The 18,598-nt window shown below is 67.8% G+C and carries 20 protein-coding genes; 12 read left to right on the top strand and 8 right to left on the bottom strand.

What is annotated here, in order from left to right:
• Positions 1–23 precede the first annotated feature (23 nt).
• Positions 24–965 carry a complex I NDUFA9 subunit family protein gene (locus ACVKN3_RS14675; protein WP_285402815.1) on the top strand — a complete coding sequence of 314 codons (942 nt, stop codon included), beginning with the start codon at positions 24–26 and terminating at the stop codon, positions 963–965.
• Positions 966–972: 7 nt separating this feature from the next.
• On the top strand, positions 973–2,202 hold the full coding sequence (locus tag ACVKN3_RS14670) for a multifunctional CCA addition/repair protein (RefSeq protein ID WP_285402814.1): 1,230 nt from the start codon (positions 973–975) through the stop codon (positions 2,200–2,202).
• An 18-nt stretch (positions 2,203–2,220) separates the two neighbouring features.
• On the opposite strand, the gene ACVKN3_RS14665 is transcribed toward ACVKN3_RS14670, so the two are convergent.
• Positions 2,221–3,414, bottom strand: coding sequence for a class I SAM-dependent methyltransferase (locus tag ACVKN3_RS14665; RefSeq protein WP_285402812.1), 1,194 nt, complete (start codon positions 3,412–3,414; stop codon positions 2,221–2,223).
• Positions 3,415–3,465: 51 nt separating this feature from the next.
• A complete protein-coding gene (locus ACVKN3_RS14660) occupies positions 3,466–5,574 on the bottom strand; it encodes a TonB-dependent receptor (protein WP_285402810.1) in 2,109 nt (702 codons plus the stop codon).
• A 203-nt stretch (positions 5,575–5,777) separates the two neighbouring features.
• On the opposite strand from ACVKN3_RS14660, the gene ACVKN3_RS14655 reads away from it, so the two are divergent.
• Both ACVKN3_RS14655 and ACVKN3_RS14650 read left to right on the top strand, forming a co-directional pair.
• Complete coding sequence (locus ACVKN3_RS14655) at positions 5,778–6,452, top strand: hypothetical protein (protein WP_354516130.1); 675 nt, start codon at positions 5,778–5,780, stop codon at positions 6,450–6,452.
• Positions 6,453–6,504: 52 nt separating this feature from the next.
• Complete coding sequence (locus tag ACVKN3_RS14650) at positions 6,505–7,242, top strand: pteridine reductase (RefSeq protein WP_354516132.1); 738 nt, start codon at positions 6,505–6,507, stop codon at positions 7,240–7,242.
• 184 nt (positions 7,243–7,426) lie between these two features.
• Here ACVKN3_RS14650 and ACVKN3_RS14645 read toward each other — a convergent pair whose 3' ends face one another.
• The 5 genes from ACVKN3_RS14645 to tsaD all read right to left on the bottom strand — a co-directional run bounded on the left by ACVKN3_RS14645 (position 7,427) and on the right by tsaD (position 11,615).
• On the bottom strand, positions 7,427–8,281 hold the full coding sequence (locus tag ACVKN3_RS14645; protein ID WP_354516134.1) for a DUF6159 family protein: 855 nt from the start codon (positions 8,279–8,281) through the stop codon (positions 7,427–7,429).
• Between the two features lie 71 nt (positions 8,282–8,352).
• Positions 8,353–8,877: a 2-amino-4-hydroxy-6-hydroxymethyldihydropteridine diphosphokinase gene (gene folK / locus ACVKN3_RS14640; RefSeq protein WP_285402801.1), complete on the bottom strand. Its 525-nt coding sequence runs from the start codon at positions 8,875–8,877 to the stop codon at positions 8,353–8,355.
• Positions 8,878–10,161 (bottom strand): mechanosensitive ion channel family protein, encoded by a 1,284-nt coding sequence (locus ACVKN3_RS14635; protein WP_354516136.1) that lies wholly within the window; start codon positions 10,159–10,161, stop codon positions 8,878–8,880.
• Positions 10,158–10,517, bottom strand: coding sequence for a dihydroneopterin aldolase (folB, locus tag ACVKN3_RS14630; protein WP_285402797.1), 360 nt, complete (start codon positions 10,515–10,517; stop codon positions 10,158–10,160). Before folB ends, ACVKN3_RS14635 begins: the two co-directional genes overlap by 4 nt.
• Positions 10,518–10,592: 75 nt before the next feature.
• Positions 10,593–11,615: a tRNA (adenosine(37)-N6)-threonylcarbamoyltransferase complex transferase subunit TsaD gene (tsaD, locus tag ACVKN3_RS14625; RefSeq protein ID WP_285403081.1), complete on the bottom strand. Its 1,023-nt coding sequence runs from the start codon at positions 11,613–11,615 to the stop codon at positions 10,593–10,595.
• A gap of 83 nt (positions 11,616–11,698) precedes the next feature.
• Here tsaD and rpsU point away from each other — a divergent pair, with 83 nt between their 5' ends.
• The 8 genes from rpsU (at position 11,699) to ACVKN3_RS14585 (ending at position 18,059) form a co-directional block, all read left to right on the top strand.
• Positions 11,699–11,914: a 30S ribosomal protein S21 gene (gene rpsU / locus ACVKN3_RS14620; RefSeq protein WP_029213735.1), complete on the top strand. Its 216-nt coding sequence runs from the start codon at positions 11,699–11,701 to the stop codon at positions 11,912–11,914.
• Between the two features lie 135 nt (positions 11,915–12,049).
• Positions 12,050–12,493, top strand: coding sequence for a GatB/YqeY domain-containing protein (locus ACVKN3_RS14615; protein ID WP_285402787.1), 444 nt, complete (start codon positions 12,050–12,052; stop codon positions 12,491–12,493).
• Between the two features lie 266 nt (positions 12,494–12,759).
• The gene (locus ACVKN3_RS14610; protein ID WP_036139288.1) at positions 12,760–12,933 is read left to right on the top strand and encodes a DUF1328 domain-containing protein; all 174 of its coding nucleotides are present in this window, start codon (positions 12,760–12,762) and stop codon (positions 12,931–12,933) included.
• 61 nt (positions 12,934–12,994) lie between these two features.
• Positions 12,995–14,737, top strand: coding sequence for a DNA primase (dnaG, locus tag ACVKN3_RS14605; RefSeq protein WP_285402783.1), 1,743 nt, complete (start codon positions 12,995–12,997; stop codon positions 14,735–14,737).
• Positions 14,738–14,828: 91 nt separating this feature from the next.
• Complete coding sequence (locus ACVKN3_RS14600; protein WP_285402781.1) at positions 14,829–15,443, top strand: DedA family protein; 615 nt, start codon at positions 14,829–14,831, stop codon at positions 15,441–15,443.
• 57 nt (positions 15,444–15,500) lie between these two features.
• Positions 15,501–16,499, top strand: coding sequence for a 2-dehydro-3-deoxygalactonokinase (locus tag ACVKN3_RS14595; protein ID WP_285402779.1), 999 nt, complete (start codon positions 15,501–15,503; stop codon positions 16,497–16,499).
• Between the two features lie 58 nt (positions 16,500–16,557).
• Entirely contained in the window at positions 16,558–17,451 is an 894-nt protein-coding gene (locus ACVKN3_RS14590; protein ID WP_285402777.1) for an SMP-30/gluconolactonase/LRE family protein, read from the top strand.
• Positions 17,448–18,059, top strand: a complete 612-nt coding sequence (locus ACVKN3_RS14585; RefSeq protein WP_285402775.1) for a 2-dehydro-3-deoxy-6-phosphogalactonate aldolase — start codon at positions 17,448–17,450, stop codon at positions 18,057–18,059. The genes ACVKN3_RS14590 and ACVKN3_RS14585 overlap by 4 nt, the downstream gene beginning before the upstream one ends.
• Here the strand turns inward: ACVKN3_RS14585 and ACVKN3_RS14580 are convergent.
• The gene (locus tag ACVKN3_RS14580) at positions 18,044–18,598 is read right to left on the bottom strand and encodes a pseudouridine synthase (protein ID WP_354516141.1); all 555 of its coding nucleotides are present in this window, start codon (positions 18,596–18,598) and stop codon (positions 18,044–18,046) included. The genes ACVKN3_RS14585 and ACVKN3_RS14580 overlap by 16 nt on opposite strands.

Here is an 18,598-nt window from a genome sequence, read left to right as displayed (position 1 = left end):
GCCAGGCGGCCTAGGCTGAACTCATGAACGCTCAACGCATCGTCATCCTCGGCGGCACCGGCTTCGTCGGCAGCACGCTGGTTCCCCGGCTCGCGGCCGACGGGCACTCCCTCCTGCTGCTCTCCCGCAACCGCGAGGCGCGCCGGCACAGCGCGGTAGGACGTCAGGTCACCACCGTCACCGCGGATGTCTACGATCCCGCGGCCCTGCGGCGGCACATCGCCGGCGCAGATGCCGTCATCAACCTTGTCGGTATCCTCAGCGAGAGTGGCCGGAACACGTTTGAGCGCGCCCACGTGGGCCTGACGCGTCTCGTCATCGAGGCCTGCCAGGCCACAGGCGTCCACCGCCTGCACCAGATGAGCTCGCTCAAGGCCGGCCAGGGGCTATCGAAATACCTCCGCTCCCGCGGCGAGGCCGAAGCCCTGGTCAAGGCATCCACGCTGGACTGGACGCTTTACCAGCCCAGCACCATCTTCGGGCCGGGCGACGGCCTGGTCAGTCGGTTCGACGCCCTCCTGCGCCTGGCGCCGGTCATTCCGCTGCCACGGCCGCAGGCGAAAATGGCGCCGGTATACGTCGGCGACGTCGCCGAAGCGATCGCCCGCTCGGTCGCCACGCCCTCCGCCAGCCTGCTGCGTACCTTCGAGCTGTACGGGCGGGAGACCTGGACCCTGATCGACATCGTTCGCGCCATCCGGGATGCACGCGGCCGCCGCCGCGTGGTCCTTCCCATGCCCGACAGCCTGGGTCGCCTGCAGGCGCAGTTCGCGCAGTTCGTGCCAGGCAAGCCCTTCACTCCGGACAATTTCCTCTCGCTGCGTACGGATTCCGTCGGCAAGGTCGACGGCCTGGCCCAGCTCGGCATCGCACCCCAGTCGTTCGCCGCCTGGTTGCCTCGTCTGTTGGGCCAACCCGTCCGCCAGCGGCGGCTGGACGAGGCGCGCACCAAGCGCCGCCCCTGACACGCCGATGGAGATCTACCTCGTTGGCGGCGCGGTCCGCGATCAGTTGCTCGGCCGCCCCGTGGTGGATCGCGACTGGGTCGTCGTGGGGGCAACCCCGGACGACATGCTCGCCGCCGGCTTCAAGCCGGTCGGCAAGGATTTCCCCGTCTTCCTGCATGGGCAGACGAAGGAGGAATACGCGCTGGCGCGCACGGAGCGCAAGACGGGCCGCGGCTACCACGGCTTCGCGTTCCACGCGGATCCCGGCGTCACCGTCGAACAGGATCTCGAGCGCCGCGACCTGACCATCAACGCCATCGCCCAGCGCGACGACGGCAACCTGGTGGATCCGTTCGGCGGGGTCGACGATATCCGCACGCGTACGCTCAGGCATGTCTCGTCGGCCTTCGCGGAAGATCCGGTACGGCTGCTGCGCGTCGCGCGTTTCGCAGCGCGATATGCCCCGCTGGGCTTCACGGTCGCCGACGATACCCTGGCGCTGATGCGGCGCATGGTGGACGACGGCGAGGTGGATCACCTCGTGCCCGAGCGCGTGTGGACCGAAACGCGCAAGGCACTGGCCGAACCCCGGCCGTCGGTGTTCCTGCAGGTGCTGCGGGACACCGGCGCCCTGCGCCTGCTGTTTCCCGAGGTGGATGCGCTCTACGGCGTCCCCCAGCGGCCGGAATACCACCCCGAAATCGATACGGGTATCCACGTGCAAATGGTGCTGGATGCCGCGGCGGTGCTGGCCCCGGGTGATGCGCTGGTCGGCTGGTGCGCGCTGACCCACGACCTGGGCAAGGCCCTGACACCGGCGCATGTGCTGCCCCGGCACATCATGCACGAGCAGCGGGGCGTCGAGCCCGTTCGCGAACTATCCGCCCGGCTGAAGGTGCCTGCGGAATACGCCTTCATGGCCGAGATGGTCTGCAAGCACCACCTCAACGCGCACATGGCGTTCGAACTGAAGCCGACCACCGTCCTCCGCCTGCTCGATGCCCTGGGCGCCCTGCGCCGACCGGAGCGCCTGGAGACGTTCCTGCTCGCCTGCATGGCCGACAAACGTGGACGCGCCGGTAGTGCCGATGCGCCCTATCCGCAGGCCGACTTCCTGCGCAGCTGCCGCACCGCGGCTGCGGCCGTCACCTCACAGCCCTTCGTCGAACGGGGCTTGCAGGGCCCCGCCATCGGCGAGGCGATGAAGAAAGCCCAGGCCGCGGCCATCGCCGCCGTGCCCCGCCCTACCGCCTGACGCCCGGTCCGGCGAGACTTACAGACGGGAGCCCTGGTCCGCCGCCATCACCTCGGCCGGCAACACGCCCGGGTCGATGTCCCTGGCGAACATCATCACCTGGAAGCGCTCGCCCATCTGGTCGGGCAAGGTCAGCTTCTTTACTTCCTGTGACAACCGGAAGCGCGCCGCTTCGTCGGTCAGAGCCAGGTAGTCGTCCTCGAAAACGTCCTGCAAGCCAGCGGCGATCAGGAACCGCGCCTGCGACAGGTAGGCGGCCACGCCGAACCCCGCGTTGTTGCCCGCCTCCGCCAGCGCCGTGAAGTCCACCGATGCGGTCAGGTCCTGCAGGCCCGGCAGGTGGAAGGCGTCGTTGTGGGCACGATGGCGATAGAACGCGCGCAACGTGCCGTCGGTGCGCTCGGGCAGGTAGAACTCCCCGCGGGTGTAGCCGTAGTCGACGAAGAGCATCGCGCCACGACGCAGCGTGCCGGCCACCGCCTGCATCCAGTACGGCAGCTGCGGCAGGATCTCGGTGCGGTAGCCATCGGCGAAGTCGCGGCCCAGGTCGCGCTCTACATGGCGCACGGCGCCGCGGACCAGGGCATCCGCCGGTCGATCGCTGCGCATGAACCGGCCCTCGCCGTCGAGCACCACGTGCTCTTCGTAGATTTCGCCCTCGCGGGCCGTGATCCGTGTGGTCGGCAGGGCATCGATGACTTCATTCGCGAAGATCACGCCCTCCCACTCCGTTTCCAGCGGACCGTCCAGCCAGCTCACACGTGCGGCCACATCGGCCGGCAGGGTGGCCTGCAGCCGCTCGCGCTGTCGCTCGCGCAGGTCAGCGCTGGGTTCCAGGATCATGAACCGTCGCGGCGCACGGCCGGCGGCATCCAGGGCGCGCAGTGCCGCTTCGGCGAAGGCGCCGCTGCCGCCGCCGATCTCGAGCACATCGGCCTCCGGCCCCAGCGAGGCCAGTACCGGTTCGAACGCGCGGACGACACAGCGGGCGAACAGCGTGCCCAGTTCCGGCGCGGTGACGAAATCGCCATCCGCACCGAACTTGGTCTTGCCTGCGCTGTAGTAACCCAGGCCCGGCGCGTAGAGGCACCGCTCCATGAAACGGGAGAACGGCATGGGACCGTGGCTCGCGATCTCCTCGCGGAGCAGGGCGGACAGATGGTCGGAGTGGGCGCGCTCGTCGGCGCCGGGATCGGGAAGCTTGGCGGTCATGCCTTCAGGATAATGGAAGGCATGACCGCATGGTCACCTCGATGTGAGGACTCAGAAGTCCTGCTGCAGCGAGAGGAACACGCCACGGCGCGGCCCGAACTGCGGTGCGCCCACGCCGATGCCCGAGCCGTCACGCAGCTGGTAGGTGCGATCCAGCGCGTTGACCAGGGCGAACTGCGCGTGTGTCGCGCCCACGCTGGTCAGGTTGAAGTCGTGCGCCACGCTCAGGTTGAGCTGGAAGTACGCCGGCATGGTGTCGCCGTTGGGGACGATGCCGTCGCGACGCAGGCCCGAGCCGAACAGGTAGTTCGCCCCGATGCGTGTGCTGTCGTCGAACGCGTAGCTGATGCCGCCCGACGAGGTGTACTTCTGGTCGTGGTCGAGGTGGATGAAGTGGTCCTGGATGTAGGCCAGGTCGTCCGGAGCGAAGTTGTACTGGCCGGTGATGATGCGCTTGCCCACCGAGCGGTTGTACGAGAAGTTGAAGTAGGCGGTCAGCGCGCCACCGTCGTAGTTGACGGTCAGCTCGTCGCCCTTGACCTTGCCCTGGTCGTAGTTGAAGGTCGAATAGACGACAGCGGCACCGAACTGCCCTTCATCCTGGATGCGCGACACGTTGCGCCGGTAGCTGTCCAGGCCCACGGTCCACTGCGTGCCCAGCTTCTGCGAGATACCCACGTCGTAGTAGCTGCTGCGCTCGGCCAGCGGCGTGTCGTTGCCGTTGTCCGGCAGCGCGTTGGTCGTGCCGACGAACTTGGCGATCGAGGTGGGGCTGATCGACTCGCTGGCCGGCGGCGTGAAGTAACGCGAGTAGCCGGCGTGGATCGTGGTGCCGTCCACCGGCTGGTAGACCACGCCCAGGCGCGGGCTGAGCTGGCTTTCCGGCTTGAACGCGTTGTACTTGTCGGCGCGCACGCCGTAGTTCACCGTCCACTTATCGCCGATGCTCCACTCGTCCTGCAGGTAGAGCGCGTACGTGCGCGCCAGGATGCGGCTGCTGTCGAGGATGTTCAGCGGCGTGGTGGAGGTCTGGTTGCCGTCGCCGTCGGCCGGGAACACCAGGGCGTTGTTGGTCGACGTGGCGCGCTCGAACTCGCCGTAAATGCCGTAGCGGAGGGTATGGCTGTCACCCAGCGGCGTGGCGAAATCCGCCTGCAGCGTGGTGGCGCGGTTCGCGCGGCGCACGTCCGAAGCGACGCCGTTGAACATCAGGTCACCGATGTCGTCGGGCGTGAAGTCCAGGCTGCTGTAACGCTCACCGGCCGAGACCTGGTAAGCGGTGTCGCCCATCTTGCCCTGCAGGCTGAGCACGCCGAACCGGGTCTTTTCCTGCTGGCGCTCGTCGAGCTGCGCGGAATCGAAGTTGGTGACGTCCAGGTAGCCGAACTGCGGCGTCTGCCCCGGGTTGTTGGGGATCTCGAAGCGGTTGTTGGTCGCGCCGAACATGAAGCTGATGCGCGTGTCGTTGTTGATGAGGTAGGAAACGTCGCCGAATGCCTTCACCTGGTTGGTGTGGTCGTGGATGGCGTTGCGGCTGGCGGTCGGGTTCTCGATGCCGACATCGTTCTTCAGGTAGTTGGCCGTCAGGAAGAAGCTCCAGTCGTCCTTCTTGCCGAACAGGGTCGCATTGGGGTTCACGGTGCCGAACTGGCCACCGGTGATGCCGACGCTGCCGCCGACGCCATCCTTCGGCGTACGGGTGGTGATATCCACGATGGCCGCGGTGCGCTCGCCGTACTGCGCGGGCAACGCGCCGGTGAGCAGCTTCACGCTGTCGATCATGCGGGTGTCCAGCGTCTGGCCGAAGCCGCCGATGCTCTCGGGGATCAGCACGCCGTCGATCCGGTACTGCAGGTTGGCGTGGTCGCCACGCACGTGCAGCTGGCCGTAGGAATCCTGCACCACGCCCGGCGCCTGGAGCACGACCTGGTTGAGCGGGGTGGAATCGCCCAGGGGCAACGCCTGGATCGTCTGGCGGCTCATCACGTACTGGCTGCTGCCCGTGTCCGGCGACAGGCTGTTACGGGCCTCGTCCAGGCGCGCATTGACATCGACCTCGCCCAGGTTCGTGGCTTTTTGCGGGGGCGCTTCGTCGGTGGCGAAGGCCGGCGCGGCGGAAAGGGCAAGCGCGATGCAGAAGGCGAGGCGAACAGGGGTCATCGGGGACTCTTCTTACGAATGTTATAACGTTACTGACGACAGGCGCAGCAAGGGGGAATTTCGGTGCGGCGACTATGGCGTTTCGACCTTTCAGACCGCTTTCGGCCCTGAGATTTGTCTCAAAGCATACCGCGAACCCGCTTCATGGACGACTCACGCCCCCAAGGCGACCATGGTCCCCTCGATTCCATGGAACTGCCCCGATGGCGAAGCACGACGCCACCTCCACCTCGAAAGAAATCATTGCCGTGGTCGCCGACCGCACCGAAAGCCCGGTCACCCGGGCCATCCTGAGCTTCGTCAGCCATATCCCGGAAAGCGACGTGGCGGCTGCCTCGCCCGCCACAGTGGAAGAGAAGTGCCAGCAGCTCGCCGCCGCCGCGGCCCGCAAGGCCGGCCTGACCGCCGGGTCGCTCGCCCTGCCCCCGGGCCCGGTCGGCTGGCTTACCGTGTTGCCGGAACTGGTCGCCATCTGGCGCATCCAGGGGCAGCTGGTCAGCGATATCGCTGCGGCCTATGGCAAGACGGCCAGCCTGGGCCGGGAACAGATGCTCTGGTGCCTGTTCCGGCATACCGCCGCGCAGGCTTTCCGTGACATCGCCATGCGCGTCGGCGACCGCCTGGTGTTCCGCCGGGCGGCCGGGGGCGTGCTCCAGCGCGTGGCCGGCCGCATCGGCGTCAGCGTGTCCAAGCGCGCCGTGGGCAAGGGCATCTCCCGCTGGCTGCCCATCGTCGGCGCCATGGGCGTGGGCGCGTATGCCTACTACGACACCAACCATGTCGCCAAAAGCGCCATGGAGCTGTTCAGCGGCGAGGTGCATGTCGAGGACGTCGAGCCGCCGATGGCGCCGATGGCACCGGACACCGACGGGAAGTGACGCCGCGCGGCGTTTGCGTCAAGCTCGCCACCGGCCGTACAGGGAGTGTCGTGTGAACCAGCAAAGCGTTGTTCTCGTGACCGGCGGCGCGCGTCGTGTCGGCGCAGCGATCGCGCGGCACCTGCATGCCGCCGGCTGCACCCTGGCGATCCACTACCACCGGTCCGCCGCCGATGCCGAGGCGCTATCCGCGGAATTCAACGGCGTGCGCGCGGACAGCGCCGCGACCTTCGCCGGCGCACTGGAAGACGATGCCACGCCCGAGGCGCTGATCGGCGCCGTGCTTTCCCGCTTCGGCCGGCTCGACGGCCTGGTCAACAATGCCTCGGCGTTCTACCCCACGCCGATCGGCCAGACCACGCCGGCGCATTGGGACGACCTGTTCGCCGCGAACGCGCGCGGACCGTTCTTCCTGGCCCAGGCCGCCACGCCGGCGTTGCGCGAGGCACGCGGGGCGATCGTCAATATCGTCGACATCTACGCGGAGCGCCCCCTGGGAGGACACACCGTCTACTCGATGGCCAAGGCCGCGCTGGTCATGCTGACGCAGGCGCTGGCGAAGGACCTGGCGCCGGACGTCCGCGTGAACGCCGTAGCGCCGGGCGCCATCCTGTGGCCGATGGCCGGCAAGCCGGATGAGGCGGTCGATGCCTTGCTCGCCAAGACACCGATGGCCCGCAAGGGCGACCCGCGGGATGTCGCGGAAGCCGTGCGCTGGCTGCTGAAAGATGCGCACTACACCACCGGCCAGGTGATCCGGGTCGATGGCGGTCGTGCGTTGACCATCTGAGTTGAGCCGGCGCACGGCGGGGTGCCGTGCCGAATGGACTCCACGTCGGCGATAGGGCCACCGCCGACGACACCGACTATAGGCGGCCGGTATCGCCTGTCAAACCCATCCGTTTATCCGGCAATGGGCAGCACACGCACGGGGCTTCCTGCCTGATCGGAAGATGCGCGGATCGGGCCATGGCTCACTTCTTCTGGCGGAACGCCGATTCAAGCAGCGCCCGATCGAAGCCCTGCCCCGGATCGCCTTCGGTAGCGAACCGATACAGCGCTGCGGAGTACACCCCGTGCATCGCCGACTGGAACAGCGTGAGCGCGACCAGGGCGATCACGGCGGCGACGCCGACGGCGACCATCAATGCCACCGAGTGCGTGGCGAACGCGCCGAAGAACAGCAGGCCGCTGGCGAACAGCAGGCAGAGGGTGAGCACGCCGCCAGCCACGCCGATGCCGGCATTGCCGATGAGGTTTTCGCCCCAGGTCTGCTTCAGCAGCGAGGTGCTGCGCTTCACCGCGTCCACCGGGCCGATGTCCTGGGCGGCCAGCACCGGCACGACGAGGAAGGTAGCGACCGTCCAGCCGAAGCCGAGCACACCGGCCACGATGCGGCCGACGAACCCGAGGCGCTCTTGCAGGGCGCGCAGGATCATGCCCACCGTGGCGGCCACGAGTGCGTAGCCGATGATGTTCGGCAGCTTGCCGCGCGCGGCGCGAAGGCCGTCGCCAAGCGTCGGATTGCCGCCGTCGAGGCGGATCATGGCAGCGGAGGCCAGCGCCACGTTGAAGAAGATGACTACGCTGTACTGCACGAAATAGAACGCGAAGCTGACCAGCATGAACAACGGCGAGACGTGGCGGCGCTGCCCTTCGAAGTCGGCATGGTGGGTGCCGATCATGGCGATGACCGGCCAGGCGAAGGTGGCGATCACCAGCAGCGACGCGATGCCCGCGAACAGCGGGAAAAGCATCAGTTCCTTGTCCTGGCGGAGGATGCGGGCGCTCGCCTTCATCAGCGCCCAACTGCGTGCGAACTTACCCATTGCCGCTCCTTATAGCCCCTTAGGTGGAACGCGTTGTATCACCTTGCCCGACGCGCTGCCACCGCGGGTGGTCATGACCCGGCGCATCGGCCGCCCGCCTGGACCGCCGCCGTGCAGGCCTCGTCCCGCGCCAGCGGCTCGCTGTCTGCCGGGAAGGCTGACCACAATTCGCCGAGGGTGCGCCCATCGACCGGATGGCGCACGGCCGGCGCGATATCGGCCAGCGGCTTGAGGACGAAGGCATGGCGCAGTTCGCCCCGCGGCAACTCGAGGTGCCCTGGCCCTCGCAGCACCCGGTCGTCATAGAGCACGATGTCGACATCGAGCGTGCGGTCCGCATAGCGCTCGCCGCCGCGGACACGCCCGTGGCGGTCCTCCAGCGCGTGTAGCCAGTCGTTCAGGGCCTCCGGCTCGAGGTCGCTGTCCATCGCCACGGCAAGGTTGAGGAAATCGGGACCGTCGAAGCCGACGGCAGCGCTACGGTAGACGGGCGAGACGTCCAGCGGGCCGAACCGCGCACGCAGTTCCCTCACCGCCGCGCCGAGCCAGCGTGCGGCGTCGATGTTGGAACCGAGGCTGAGGTAGGCGCGCCCCATTCAGTCGCCCCCCGGTGCGATCGCCGCGGCGGACGACGCACGCAGGGCCGCGAAACCTTCGCGCAGGTCGCCGCCTGACGGCTGCTGGAACGGATGCAGGCCGAACTCGGGGAGGATGGCGATGAGGTGGTCGAAGATGTCCGCCTGGATCCGCTCGTAGTCGAGCCAGACCACCGTGTTGGTGAACGCGTAGATTTCCAGCGGGATGCCCAGCGCGCCCGGATCGCGCATGCGGACCATGCGGGTCATCCTGTCGTGCACGTCCGGATGGGCCGCGAGGTAAGCATCGGCATACGCGCGGAAGGCGCCGATATTGGTCTGCCGGCGGCGATTGACCGGCAGCTTGCCGGGCTCGCCCAGGGCCTCGTTCCACCGCGCGATGTCCTCGCGCTTGCGTGCGAGGTAACCGGTGAGCAGGTGCACCTTGCCGAAGCGTTCGATTTCCTCGTCCTCGAGAAAACGCACGCCTGCGGCGTCGATGAACAACTCCCGCTTGATCCGCCGGCCGCCCGATTCGGACATGCCGCGCCAGTTCTGGAACGATTCCGCGATCAGGCGCCAGGTGGGCACGGTCACGATGGTGCGATCGAAGTTGCGCACCTTCACCGTGTGCAGTGTGATGTCGACGACATCGCCATCGACGCCGGCCGAGGCCATGGTGATCCAGTCGCCCACGCGCAGCATGTCGTTGGTGCTGAGCTGGATACCGGCGACGAAGCCGAGGATGGTGTCCTTGAACACCAGCAGCAGCACAGCTGACATGGCGCCGATGCCGGACAGCAACAGGCCGATGCTCTGGTGGGTGAGCTTGGTGATGACCAGCACCAGCGCGACGATCCACAAGGCCAGCTGCATCAGCTGCACGACGCCCTTGATGGAACGCTTGCCTGCCGGCGTGGCGCTGTAGAGCGATTCGAAGGCGATCAGGGCGCGACCCAGCGCGGCGATCACGCAGACGATCATCCAGCACACGGCCAGGTTGCGGATGAAGGCACCCATGTCGTCGTCGGCCACCGAGAGGAACAGGGCGATGCCGTAGTAGACGACGATGGCGGGGAGCATCCGCGCCAGCCAGCGGAACGCACCGTATTCGTAGAGGGCGTCGTCCCAGCGCCAGGCGGTGTGACGGGTGGCCACGCGCACTACGCGATGCAGGAACACCCGGCCCAGCAGGCCGACCAGCCAGGCCGCGAGGAACAGGCCGGCGACGAAGGCCACCCGTTTCAGTTCGGGGGATGCGAGGAACTCTTCCATGACGTTGAACGGGGCCTCCTTGGGAATCATTCCGGTCGGGTGCCGCGTTCGATGCGGACACCCACGGCTTTCGCGCCGCGCACGGCACCGGGCTTGGACAGTTTCAGGCGCACCCAGGCCACGCCGAATTCCTCGCGGACGATCTGCGCGCAACGTTCCGCCAGGGTCTCGACGAGGCCGAAACTGGACGCCTCGACATAGGCCTGCAGGCGTTTGGAGACCGACTTGTAGTTGAGCGTCTGCTCGATGTCGTCGGTTTCCGCCGGCTTGCGATTGTCGAAGGCCATCTCGATGTCGAACGACAGCGTCTGCCGGATACGGCGTTCCCAGTCGTAGATGCCGATGACCGCGTCGATGCGCAGGTCTTCGATGAAGACGATATCCATGCGGGTGTCTGGTGATGCGAAGGGCTTACAGGGTCGGCGACGGATGCCTTTTGTGCAACCGTAAGCAACGACGCGTCATGCGGCGGGCAGGCTCTCCAGGCTCCAGCGCGGATGCACTTCGATGGTAGCGTCCTGGTGCTGGCCGGCGGCCAGGCGGATGGCGCCGGCCAGGGCGATCATGGCCCCGTTGTCGGTACAGAAGGCCATCCGCGGGAAATACACCCGGAAACCGTCCTTCGCCGCGGCGTCCGCCAGTTGCTCGCGCAGGCGCTTGTTGGCGCCGACGCCACCGGCGATCACCAGCCGCCGGGCGCCACTGGCCTCCAGGGCGCGCCGGCACTTGATCGCCAGCGTGTCGACGATGGCCTCCTCGAAGGCCCGTGCGATGTCCGCGCGGGTCTGCGCCGTCTTGTCGGAGGCCTGCCACGCCAGCAGTACCTGGGTCTTCAGGCCGGAGAAGCTGAAGTCGAGGCCCGGCCGGTCGACCATGGGCCGGGAGAAGCGGAATCGGCCAGGCGTGCCCTGCTCGGCCAGCCTGGCCAGGGCCGGTCCACCCGGGTACGGCAGGCCCATCAGCTTGGCGGTCTTGTCGAACGCCTCGCCCGCCGCGTCGTCCAGGGTGTCGCCCAGGATGGTGTACTCACCGATGGCCTTCACCGCCACCAACATGGAATGACCGCCCGAGACCAGCAGGGCCACGAACGGGGGCTCCGGGGGGTCGTCTTCCAGCAGGGGCGCCAGCAGGTGCCCTTCCATGTGATGGACCCCGATGGCAGGGATGCCGAGGGCCCAGGCCATGGCACGCGCCGCCGAGGCGCCCACCAGAAGGGCCCCGACCAGGCCGGGGCCGGCGGTATAGGCGACGCCGCCCAGGTCCGCGGGCGCCAGGCCGGCATCCTTCAGGGCCTGGCGTACCAGCGGCACCAGCTTGCGCACGTGGTCGCGGCTGGCCAGTTCGGGCACCACGCCGCCGTATTCGGCGTGCAGGGCGATCTGGCTGAACAACGCGTGGGAAAGCAGGCCGCGGCCCGGCTGCTGCGGGTCCCAGCGGAGCAGGGCCACCCCCGTCTCGTCGCAGGAGGTTTCCACGCCCAACACGGGCTTTGAATTTTTCGAATCGATCACGTTATAATCCGCGGCTCACCCGGGTAGACGGGTCAGTTTAAACAAGTGGAGTTTCCATGCCGAGCGTTAAAGTCCGCGAGAACGAGCCGTTTGAGCTTGCCCTTCGCCGCTTCAAGCGTACGTGCGAGAAGGCTGGCGTTCTGGCCGAAACGCGCAAGCGCGAATTTTACGAAAAGCCGACCCAGGAGCGTAAGCGTAAGCGCGCTGCCGCGGTGAAGCGTCACCTGCGCCGTCTGTCCCGCGACACGACGCGCCGGACCCGCATGTACTGATTGCCGGCCCGGCCGTCAGGCCGGGTGCTGGACCCGCGGCTGGCGCGTTCGCCCGCTGCCGCCGCAATCAGGCGGAATCCCGAGCCGGCTTCGCCGAAAGGTGAAGCCGGCTTTTCGTCGTCCCGGAGAAAAGACATGAGCCTGAAGGCAAAGATCACCGAAGACATGAAGGCCGCCATGAAGGGCGGCGAGAAAGACCGCCTGGCCGTTATCCGCCTGATGCAGGCCCAGATCAAGCAGCGCGAAGTGGACGAGCGCATCGAACTGGACGACGCCCAGGTGCTGGCGGCGCTGGAGAAGATGCAGAAGCAGCGTCGCGACTCCATCGAGCAGTATGACAAGGCCGGCCGCACCGACCTGGCCGACATCGAGCGCTACGAGATGGGCGTCATCGACGGCTACCTCCCCGCCAAGCTCAGCGAGGCCGAACTGGACGCCGTGATCGCAGCCGCCATCGCCGAGACCGGTGCCACCACCGCCCGCGACATGGGCAAGGTCGTGGCCCTGGTGAAGGAAAAGGCCGCCGGCCGCGCCGACATGGGCGCCGTGGCAGGCAAGGTCAAAGCCCGCCTGGTCTGACCAGCGGCCGGACCGACCGTGTAGGAGCGCGCGTACGCGCGCGACATCTTTTCGCGATTACGCTGGAAAAATGGCGCTTGCCTCGTCTTCGCGCTGTTGGCTTTTCGCGCACGTCGTGCGCTCCTACGCACGGTGCCTTCCACCCGTCAGGGGATGGTTGGGGGGTGACATCGGCGTGACATATTCACGGCAGCCCTACACATTTGTGAGCATTCTCCGCACCGCAGCTGGCGGGACCCTCCTCCGGCGCTCGACGGGAATCCCCAATGCTCAAGTACGCCATTATTTTCGGTCTCATCGCCCTCGTTACCGGCGCGCTCGGCTTCAGCCGCGTGTCGGGCGTTGCCGGCACGATCGCCAAGATCTGCTTCGCCATCTTCCTGATCCTGTTCGTGATCGCGATCCTGGCCGTCATCGGCGTCTTCCACCTGGCGTTCTGATCGCGCCCGTCGGGAATGCGGACGCCATACGGAGCCGGATGCATGGCATCCTAGGCAACTGATGCGCGGCCGTATTCCCGACAGTTTCATCGATGAACTGCTGACCCGCGTCGACATCGTCGACGTGATCGAGCGGCGCGTCCCGCTGAAAAAGGCCGGGCGCGAGTGGACGGCCTGCTGCCCGTTCCACAACGAACGCTCACCCTCCTTCTATGTCAGCCCCCAGAAGCAGTTCTTCCACTGCTTCGGTTGCGGTGCCCATGGCAGCGCGATCAAGTTCATCATGGACTACGACCGGCTCGAGTTTCCCGACGCCATCGAGGAGCTGGCCCAGTCCGCGGGCCTCAAGGTGCCTTACGAGGGCGGCCGCGACGACAAGCCGCGCGAAGATCGCAGCGACCTCTACACCCTGCTCGACGAGACGGCCAGCTTCTACCAGCGCGAGCTGGGCGGCAGCCCGGAAGCGAAGGCCTATGTCGATGGCCGCGGGCTGGACGACGAGATCGTCAAGCGCTTCCGCATCGGCTGGGCTCCAGCGGGGTTCGACGGCGTGCTCAAGGCACTGGGCACCAGCGACCGCCGCCGGCAGCTGCTGAACGAGGCGGGCATGGTCGCCAGCAACGAGCGTGGCAATCGCTACGACCGTTTCCGCGAACGGGTGATGTTCCCCATCCTCGACCGGCGCGGGCGTGTCATCGCCTTCGGCGGGCGCGTACTGTCGTCGGAACAGAGCCCCAAGTACCTCAATTCCCCGGAAACCCCGCTGTTCCACAAGGGCAAGGAGCTGTTCGCCCTGTGGCAGGTGAAGCAGGCGCACCAGCAGCTCACGCGGATCATGGTGGTCGAGGGCTATATGGATGTCATCGCCCTGCACCAGGCGGGCCTGCCCATCGCCGTGGCCACGCTGGGCACGGCGACCACGCCCGACCATGCCGAGGTGCTGTTCCGCGCCGCGCCGGATGTGTATTTCTGCTTCGACGGCGACCGGGCGGGTCGCGCCGCGGCCTGGCGCGCGCTGGAATCGGTGCTGCCGCGCATGCGCGACGGACGCCAGGCGCACTTCCTGTTCCTGCCCGACGGCGAGGACCCTGACACGCTGGTGCGCAAGGAAGGCAAGGACGGCTTCGAGAAACGCATGAAGGAATCCATGCCCATGTCGGAATATTTTTTCGAGGAACTGGGTCGTGACGTCGACATCAGCCGTCTCGACGGCCGGGCACGCCTGGCGGAGCGGGCACGGCCGCTGATCGCCAAGCTGCCCGACGGCGCCTTCCGCGACCTGATGGGCCAGGAACTGGAGCGGCGCACCGGCGCCCGTGCCGTGCTCGAACCGGAGCCGCCCGTCCGCCGGCCCGACACGATGCGCCCGGCCAATGTCCAGCGCAGCCTGGTCCGCAGCGCCATCACGCTGCTGCTGGCCCAGCCGGAGCTGGCCGCGGAGGTCGAACCGCCCTACCCGTTCCTGCGCCTGGACCGTCCCGGCGTCGGCCTGCTCTCCGAACTGCTCGACGTGGCGCGCGCGCGCCCCGGCATCCGCCCCGCCGTGCTGGTCGAGCATTTCATGGAACGCCCCGAATACGCGTCCCTGCAGAAACTGATGGCCGCGGACGTGGTGGGCGAGGCGGACATGCAGCGCGTGGAGTTCCACGACGCCCTTACCCAGATGGAGCGCCAGGCCACCATGCAACGCCGTGAACAGCTGATCGCCCGCAGCCGCGAGGGCATCCTCGACGACACGGAGAAAGCCGAGCTGCGCGTGTTGCTGGCGGCGCGGGCCGCACCGGCCCGGGCGGCCGGCGAATGATGCGGCGCACCGCCGCCGTAACACGATCCATGGGATCATCCCCGCCTCGTTCTTCCAAGGGACCGGCCCCAGCCGGCTTCACGCGCCACTGATGGATCTTCTCAACGACCTCGTCGACTTCTTCGGTCGCAATGGCTATGCCGCCGTGTTCTTCGCCCTGATGCTCTGCGGGGCGGGCGTGCCCCTGCCCGAGGACATCACCCTGGTCGCCGGCGGCATCATCACGGGCCTGGGCTACGGCGACGTGCACACCATGGTCGGCATCGGCATGGCCGGTGTGCTGGTGGGCGATTCCACTATGTTCCTGCTGGGTCGCCATTTCGGCGCGCGGATCATGAGCTGGCGTGTGGTGTCCCGCCTGCTCACGCCGGAGCGCTACACGAAGGTGCAGGAAAAATTCGAGAAATACGGCAACCGCATGATGTTCGTGGCGCGCTTCCTGCCCGGCATGCGCACCGCGGTGTTCATCACCGCCGGCGCGACGCATCGCGTCGGATTCTTCCGCTTCCTGCTGCTGGACGGCCTGGCCGCCGCCATCAGCGTGCCGATCTGGGTCTACCTGGGTTATTTCGGTGCGCACAACCACGCCTGGCTGTCGATGTGGATTCGTCGCGGGCAGACCGGCATCTGGCTGGCCATCGCCGCGGCGATGATCGCGCTGGCGGTGATCTGGTGGCGCCGGAAGAAATCCGCGGGCGACTGCTGAGGCACAGGCGCGGTCCACCCGAACAGAACACGAGGCATGCCCTCCAGCGGACACGTGATGAATATCCTGACCATCGACACCGGCACGACCAACACCCGCGTCACCGCCTGGCAGGACGGCGAGGCCGTCGCCATGACAACGCGTCCGGTGGGCGTACGCGACACTGCCATCACCGGCAACACCGGCAAGCTCGAACAGGCGTTGCGCGATGCCATCGCCGGGGTGCTTTTCGCCGCCGGGATGACCCAAAGCGACATCGGCCCCGTGTTGGCCTCGGGCATGATCACCTCGAACATGGGCCTGTGCGAGATCCCTCATGTGCCCGCGCCGGCCGGTATCGACGAGCTGGCCGCCGCGATGCGCGAAGTGCGGATCGAGGGCGTCTGGCACGCGCCCATCGGGTTCGTGCCGGGCGTGCGCAACGCCGTGGCGCCCATCGACCTGCACAACGTCGAGGCCATGGACATGATGCGCGGCGAGGAAACCGAGGCGCTCGCCCTGGTCGAACGCCTTGCACTGGCCGAACCGGCGGTCATCGCGCTGCCCGGCTCGCACTCCAAGTTCGTCGGCATCGATACGAAGGGTCGCATCGACGGCTGCGTCACCACCCTGGCCGGCGAGCTGCTGCAGGTGATCTCGCACGAGACGATCCTGGCCGGGTCGCTGAAGGACGGTTTCGCCACGCACATCGATGCGGAGATGCTGCTGGCCGGCGCTGGCGCCGCCCAGCGAGTCGGCCTGGGGCGCGCCTGCTTCAGCGTGCGCATCCTCGACCAGTTCACCGACCGTGACGCCAATGCACGGGCCAACTTCCTGCTCGGTGCCGTGCTCGCCTCCGATATCCTCACGCTGAAACACTCCAGCGCGATCCGGATGCACCCGGGTACACGCTTCGTCGTCAGCGGCAAGCCCATACTCCGCGAAGCGATCGCGCGGCTGGTCGAGGACGACGACTTCTTCTCCGGCATGCTGACGGTAGTCGGCGACGACCAGCAGTGCGACCTGGCCGGCGCCGGCGCCATCGCGGTGGCCCGTCGCCGTGGGCTGGTCGCGTAACCCTTTCCCCGCCGGGCCGCCCAGGCGATCCGGCCAACGAACACAGGCGACACCGCTGATGACCGATGCGTTCAAACCCCTTTCCCCGCAGCGCCAGGCCCACGCCGAAGGCGTGATCTGGGACGACCTGATGGGCGTGGTCCGCTGGACCGACATCGCCTCGTCCACCATCCACGACTACGACCCGGCCACCGGCGTGGTGCGTGAGCATGTGCTGCCGGCACGCGTCGGCTGCTTCGCGCTGACCCACGAGCCGGGCGTCCTTCTGCTGGCGATGGAGAAACAGCTGGGCCGGTTCGACACGCGCGATGGCCGCCTGCATGTGCTGGACGACATCGAGGCCGATCTTCCCGGCACGCGCACCAACGACGGGCGCTGCGACCGCGGCGGCAACTTCATTTTCGGCACGCTGAACGAACGCGGCCCCGAGCAGATCGCCTCGTTCTGGCGCTACACGAAGAACGGCCAGTTGGGTCGCCTGGCGCTGCCCAAGGCCGCGATCACCAACAGCATCTGTTTCAGCCCCGACGGGGAAACGATGTACTTCACCGATTCGCCGACGGCCCGCATCATGGCCTGCGACTACGACGCCGACACCGGCGAGGTGGACCGCATCCGCGGCTTTGCCGAAATCGATGCCGGCCACGAGCCGGACGGCTCCACCATCGACGCCGACGGCTTCCTGTGGAACGCCCAGTGGGGCGCGTCGCGCGTGGTCCGCTACGCACCGGATGGCCGTATCGATGCGATCATCCCGCTGCCCGCGCGCCAGCCCAGTTGCGTCAGCTTTGCCGGGACGGACCTGGCGCAGATGGTGATCACCTCCGCGCACAAGGGTATCGACGAGGCCACGTTCCGCGACGAGCCACTCAACGGCGCGATCTTCATCGGCACGCCGCCGCGAGGGCGCGGCCTGCCCGAAGCGCGCTACGGCCACGAGGTGCAGTCATGAGCTGGCCCACCGCCCTGCCCCTCATCGCGATCCTGCGCGGCATCACGCCCGACGACGTGGTCGGCCATGTCGAGGCGCTGATCGCCGAAGGCTTCGACGCCATCGAGATCCCGCTGAATTCGCCCGACTGGCAGCGCAGCATCCCGCTTGCGGTGGAAACGGCCGGTGCACGCGCGCTGGTCGGTGCGGGTACCGTGCTGTCGCCCGAGGCGGCCGCCCAGGTGGCCGACCTGGGCGGCCACCTGATGGTCACGCCCAACACCGATCCCGCCACCATCCGCAAGGCGCGCGAGCGCAATCTCTATACCGCCATCGGTTTCATGACGCCAACGGAAGCGTTCGCGGCGCTGGCTGCCGGCGCGCAATCGCTCAAGCTGTTTCCGTCGTCGAACCTGGGCCCTGCGTACATCAAGAGCATTCGTGCGGTGCTGCCGCCGGACGTGCCGCTGCTGGCCGTCGGTGGTGTCACGCCGGAGAACCTGGGCCAGTTCCTCGATGCCGGCTGCATCGGGGCCGGGCTGGGCAGCGACCTCTACAAACCCGGCCAGCCCGTGTCACGAACGCGGGAACGCGCCGCCGCCTTCGTCACCGCTTATCGCTCGGTCTGACGCGTCGGGTCGATGATCCGAACGGCCCCCGGGGCCAGGCCGTCGAGTCGGTAATCGCCGACGGCCTCGCGGATCAGGCGCAGCGTGGGCAGTCCCACGGCCGCCGTCATGCGCCGCACCTGCCGGTTGCGCCCCTCGCGCAGCACGATGCGCAGCCACGCGTCCGGCACCGTCTTGCGAAAGCGCACGGGCGGATCGCGGAGCCATAGCCAGTCGGGTGTGTCGATCGCCTCCACCCCGGCCGGCAACGTGGGGCCGTCATTGAGCGTGACGCCCCGGCGTAGCCGGTCGAGGGCGTCTTCCGTCGGCACACCCTCCACCTGCACCACGTACGTCTTCGGCTGCTTGTGCTTCGGATCGGCCAGGCGATGCTGCAGCCGGCCGTCGTCGGTGAGCAACAGCAGGCCTTCGCTGTCGTGGTCCAACCGACCGGCCGCGTACACGCCCTTGTGCGGCACGACGTCGGCCAGCGTACGCCGGCCGGCGTCGTCGGTGAACTGGCACAGCACCCCGAAGGGCTTGTTCAGCGCGACCAGCAC

Source organism: Luteibacter sp. PvP120 (assembly GCF_054055715.1).
The sequence above is the reverse complement of the archived record's forward strand: the minus strand, read 5'-3'. Positions and strand labels throughout refer to the sequence as shown.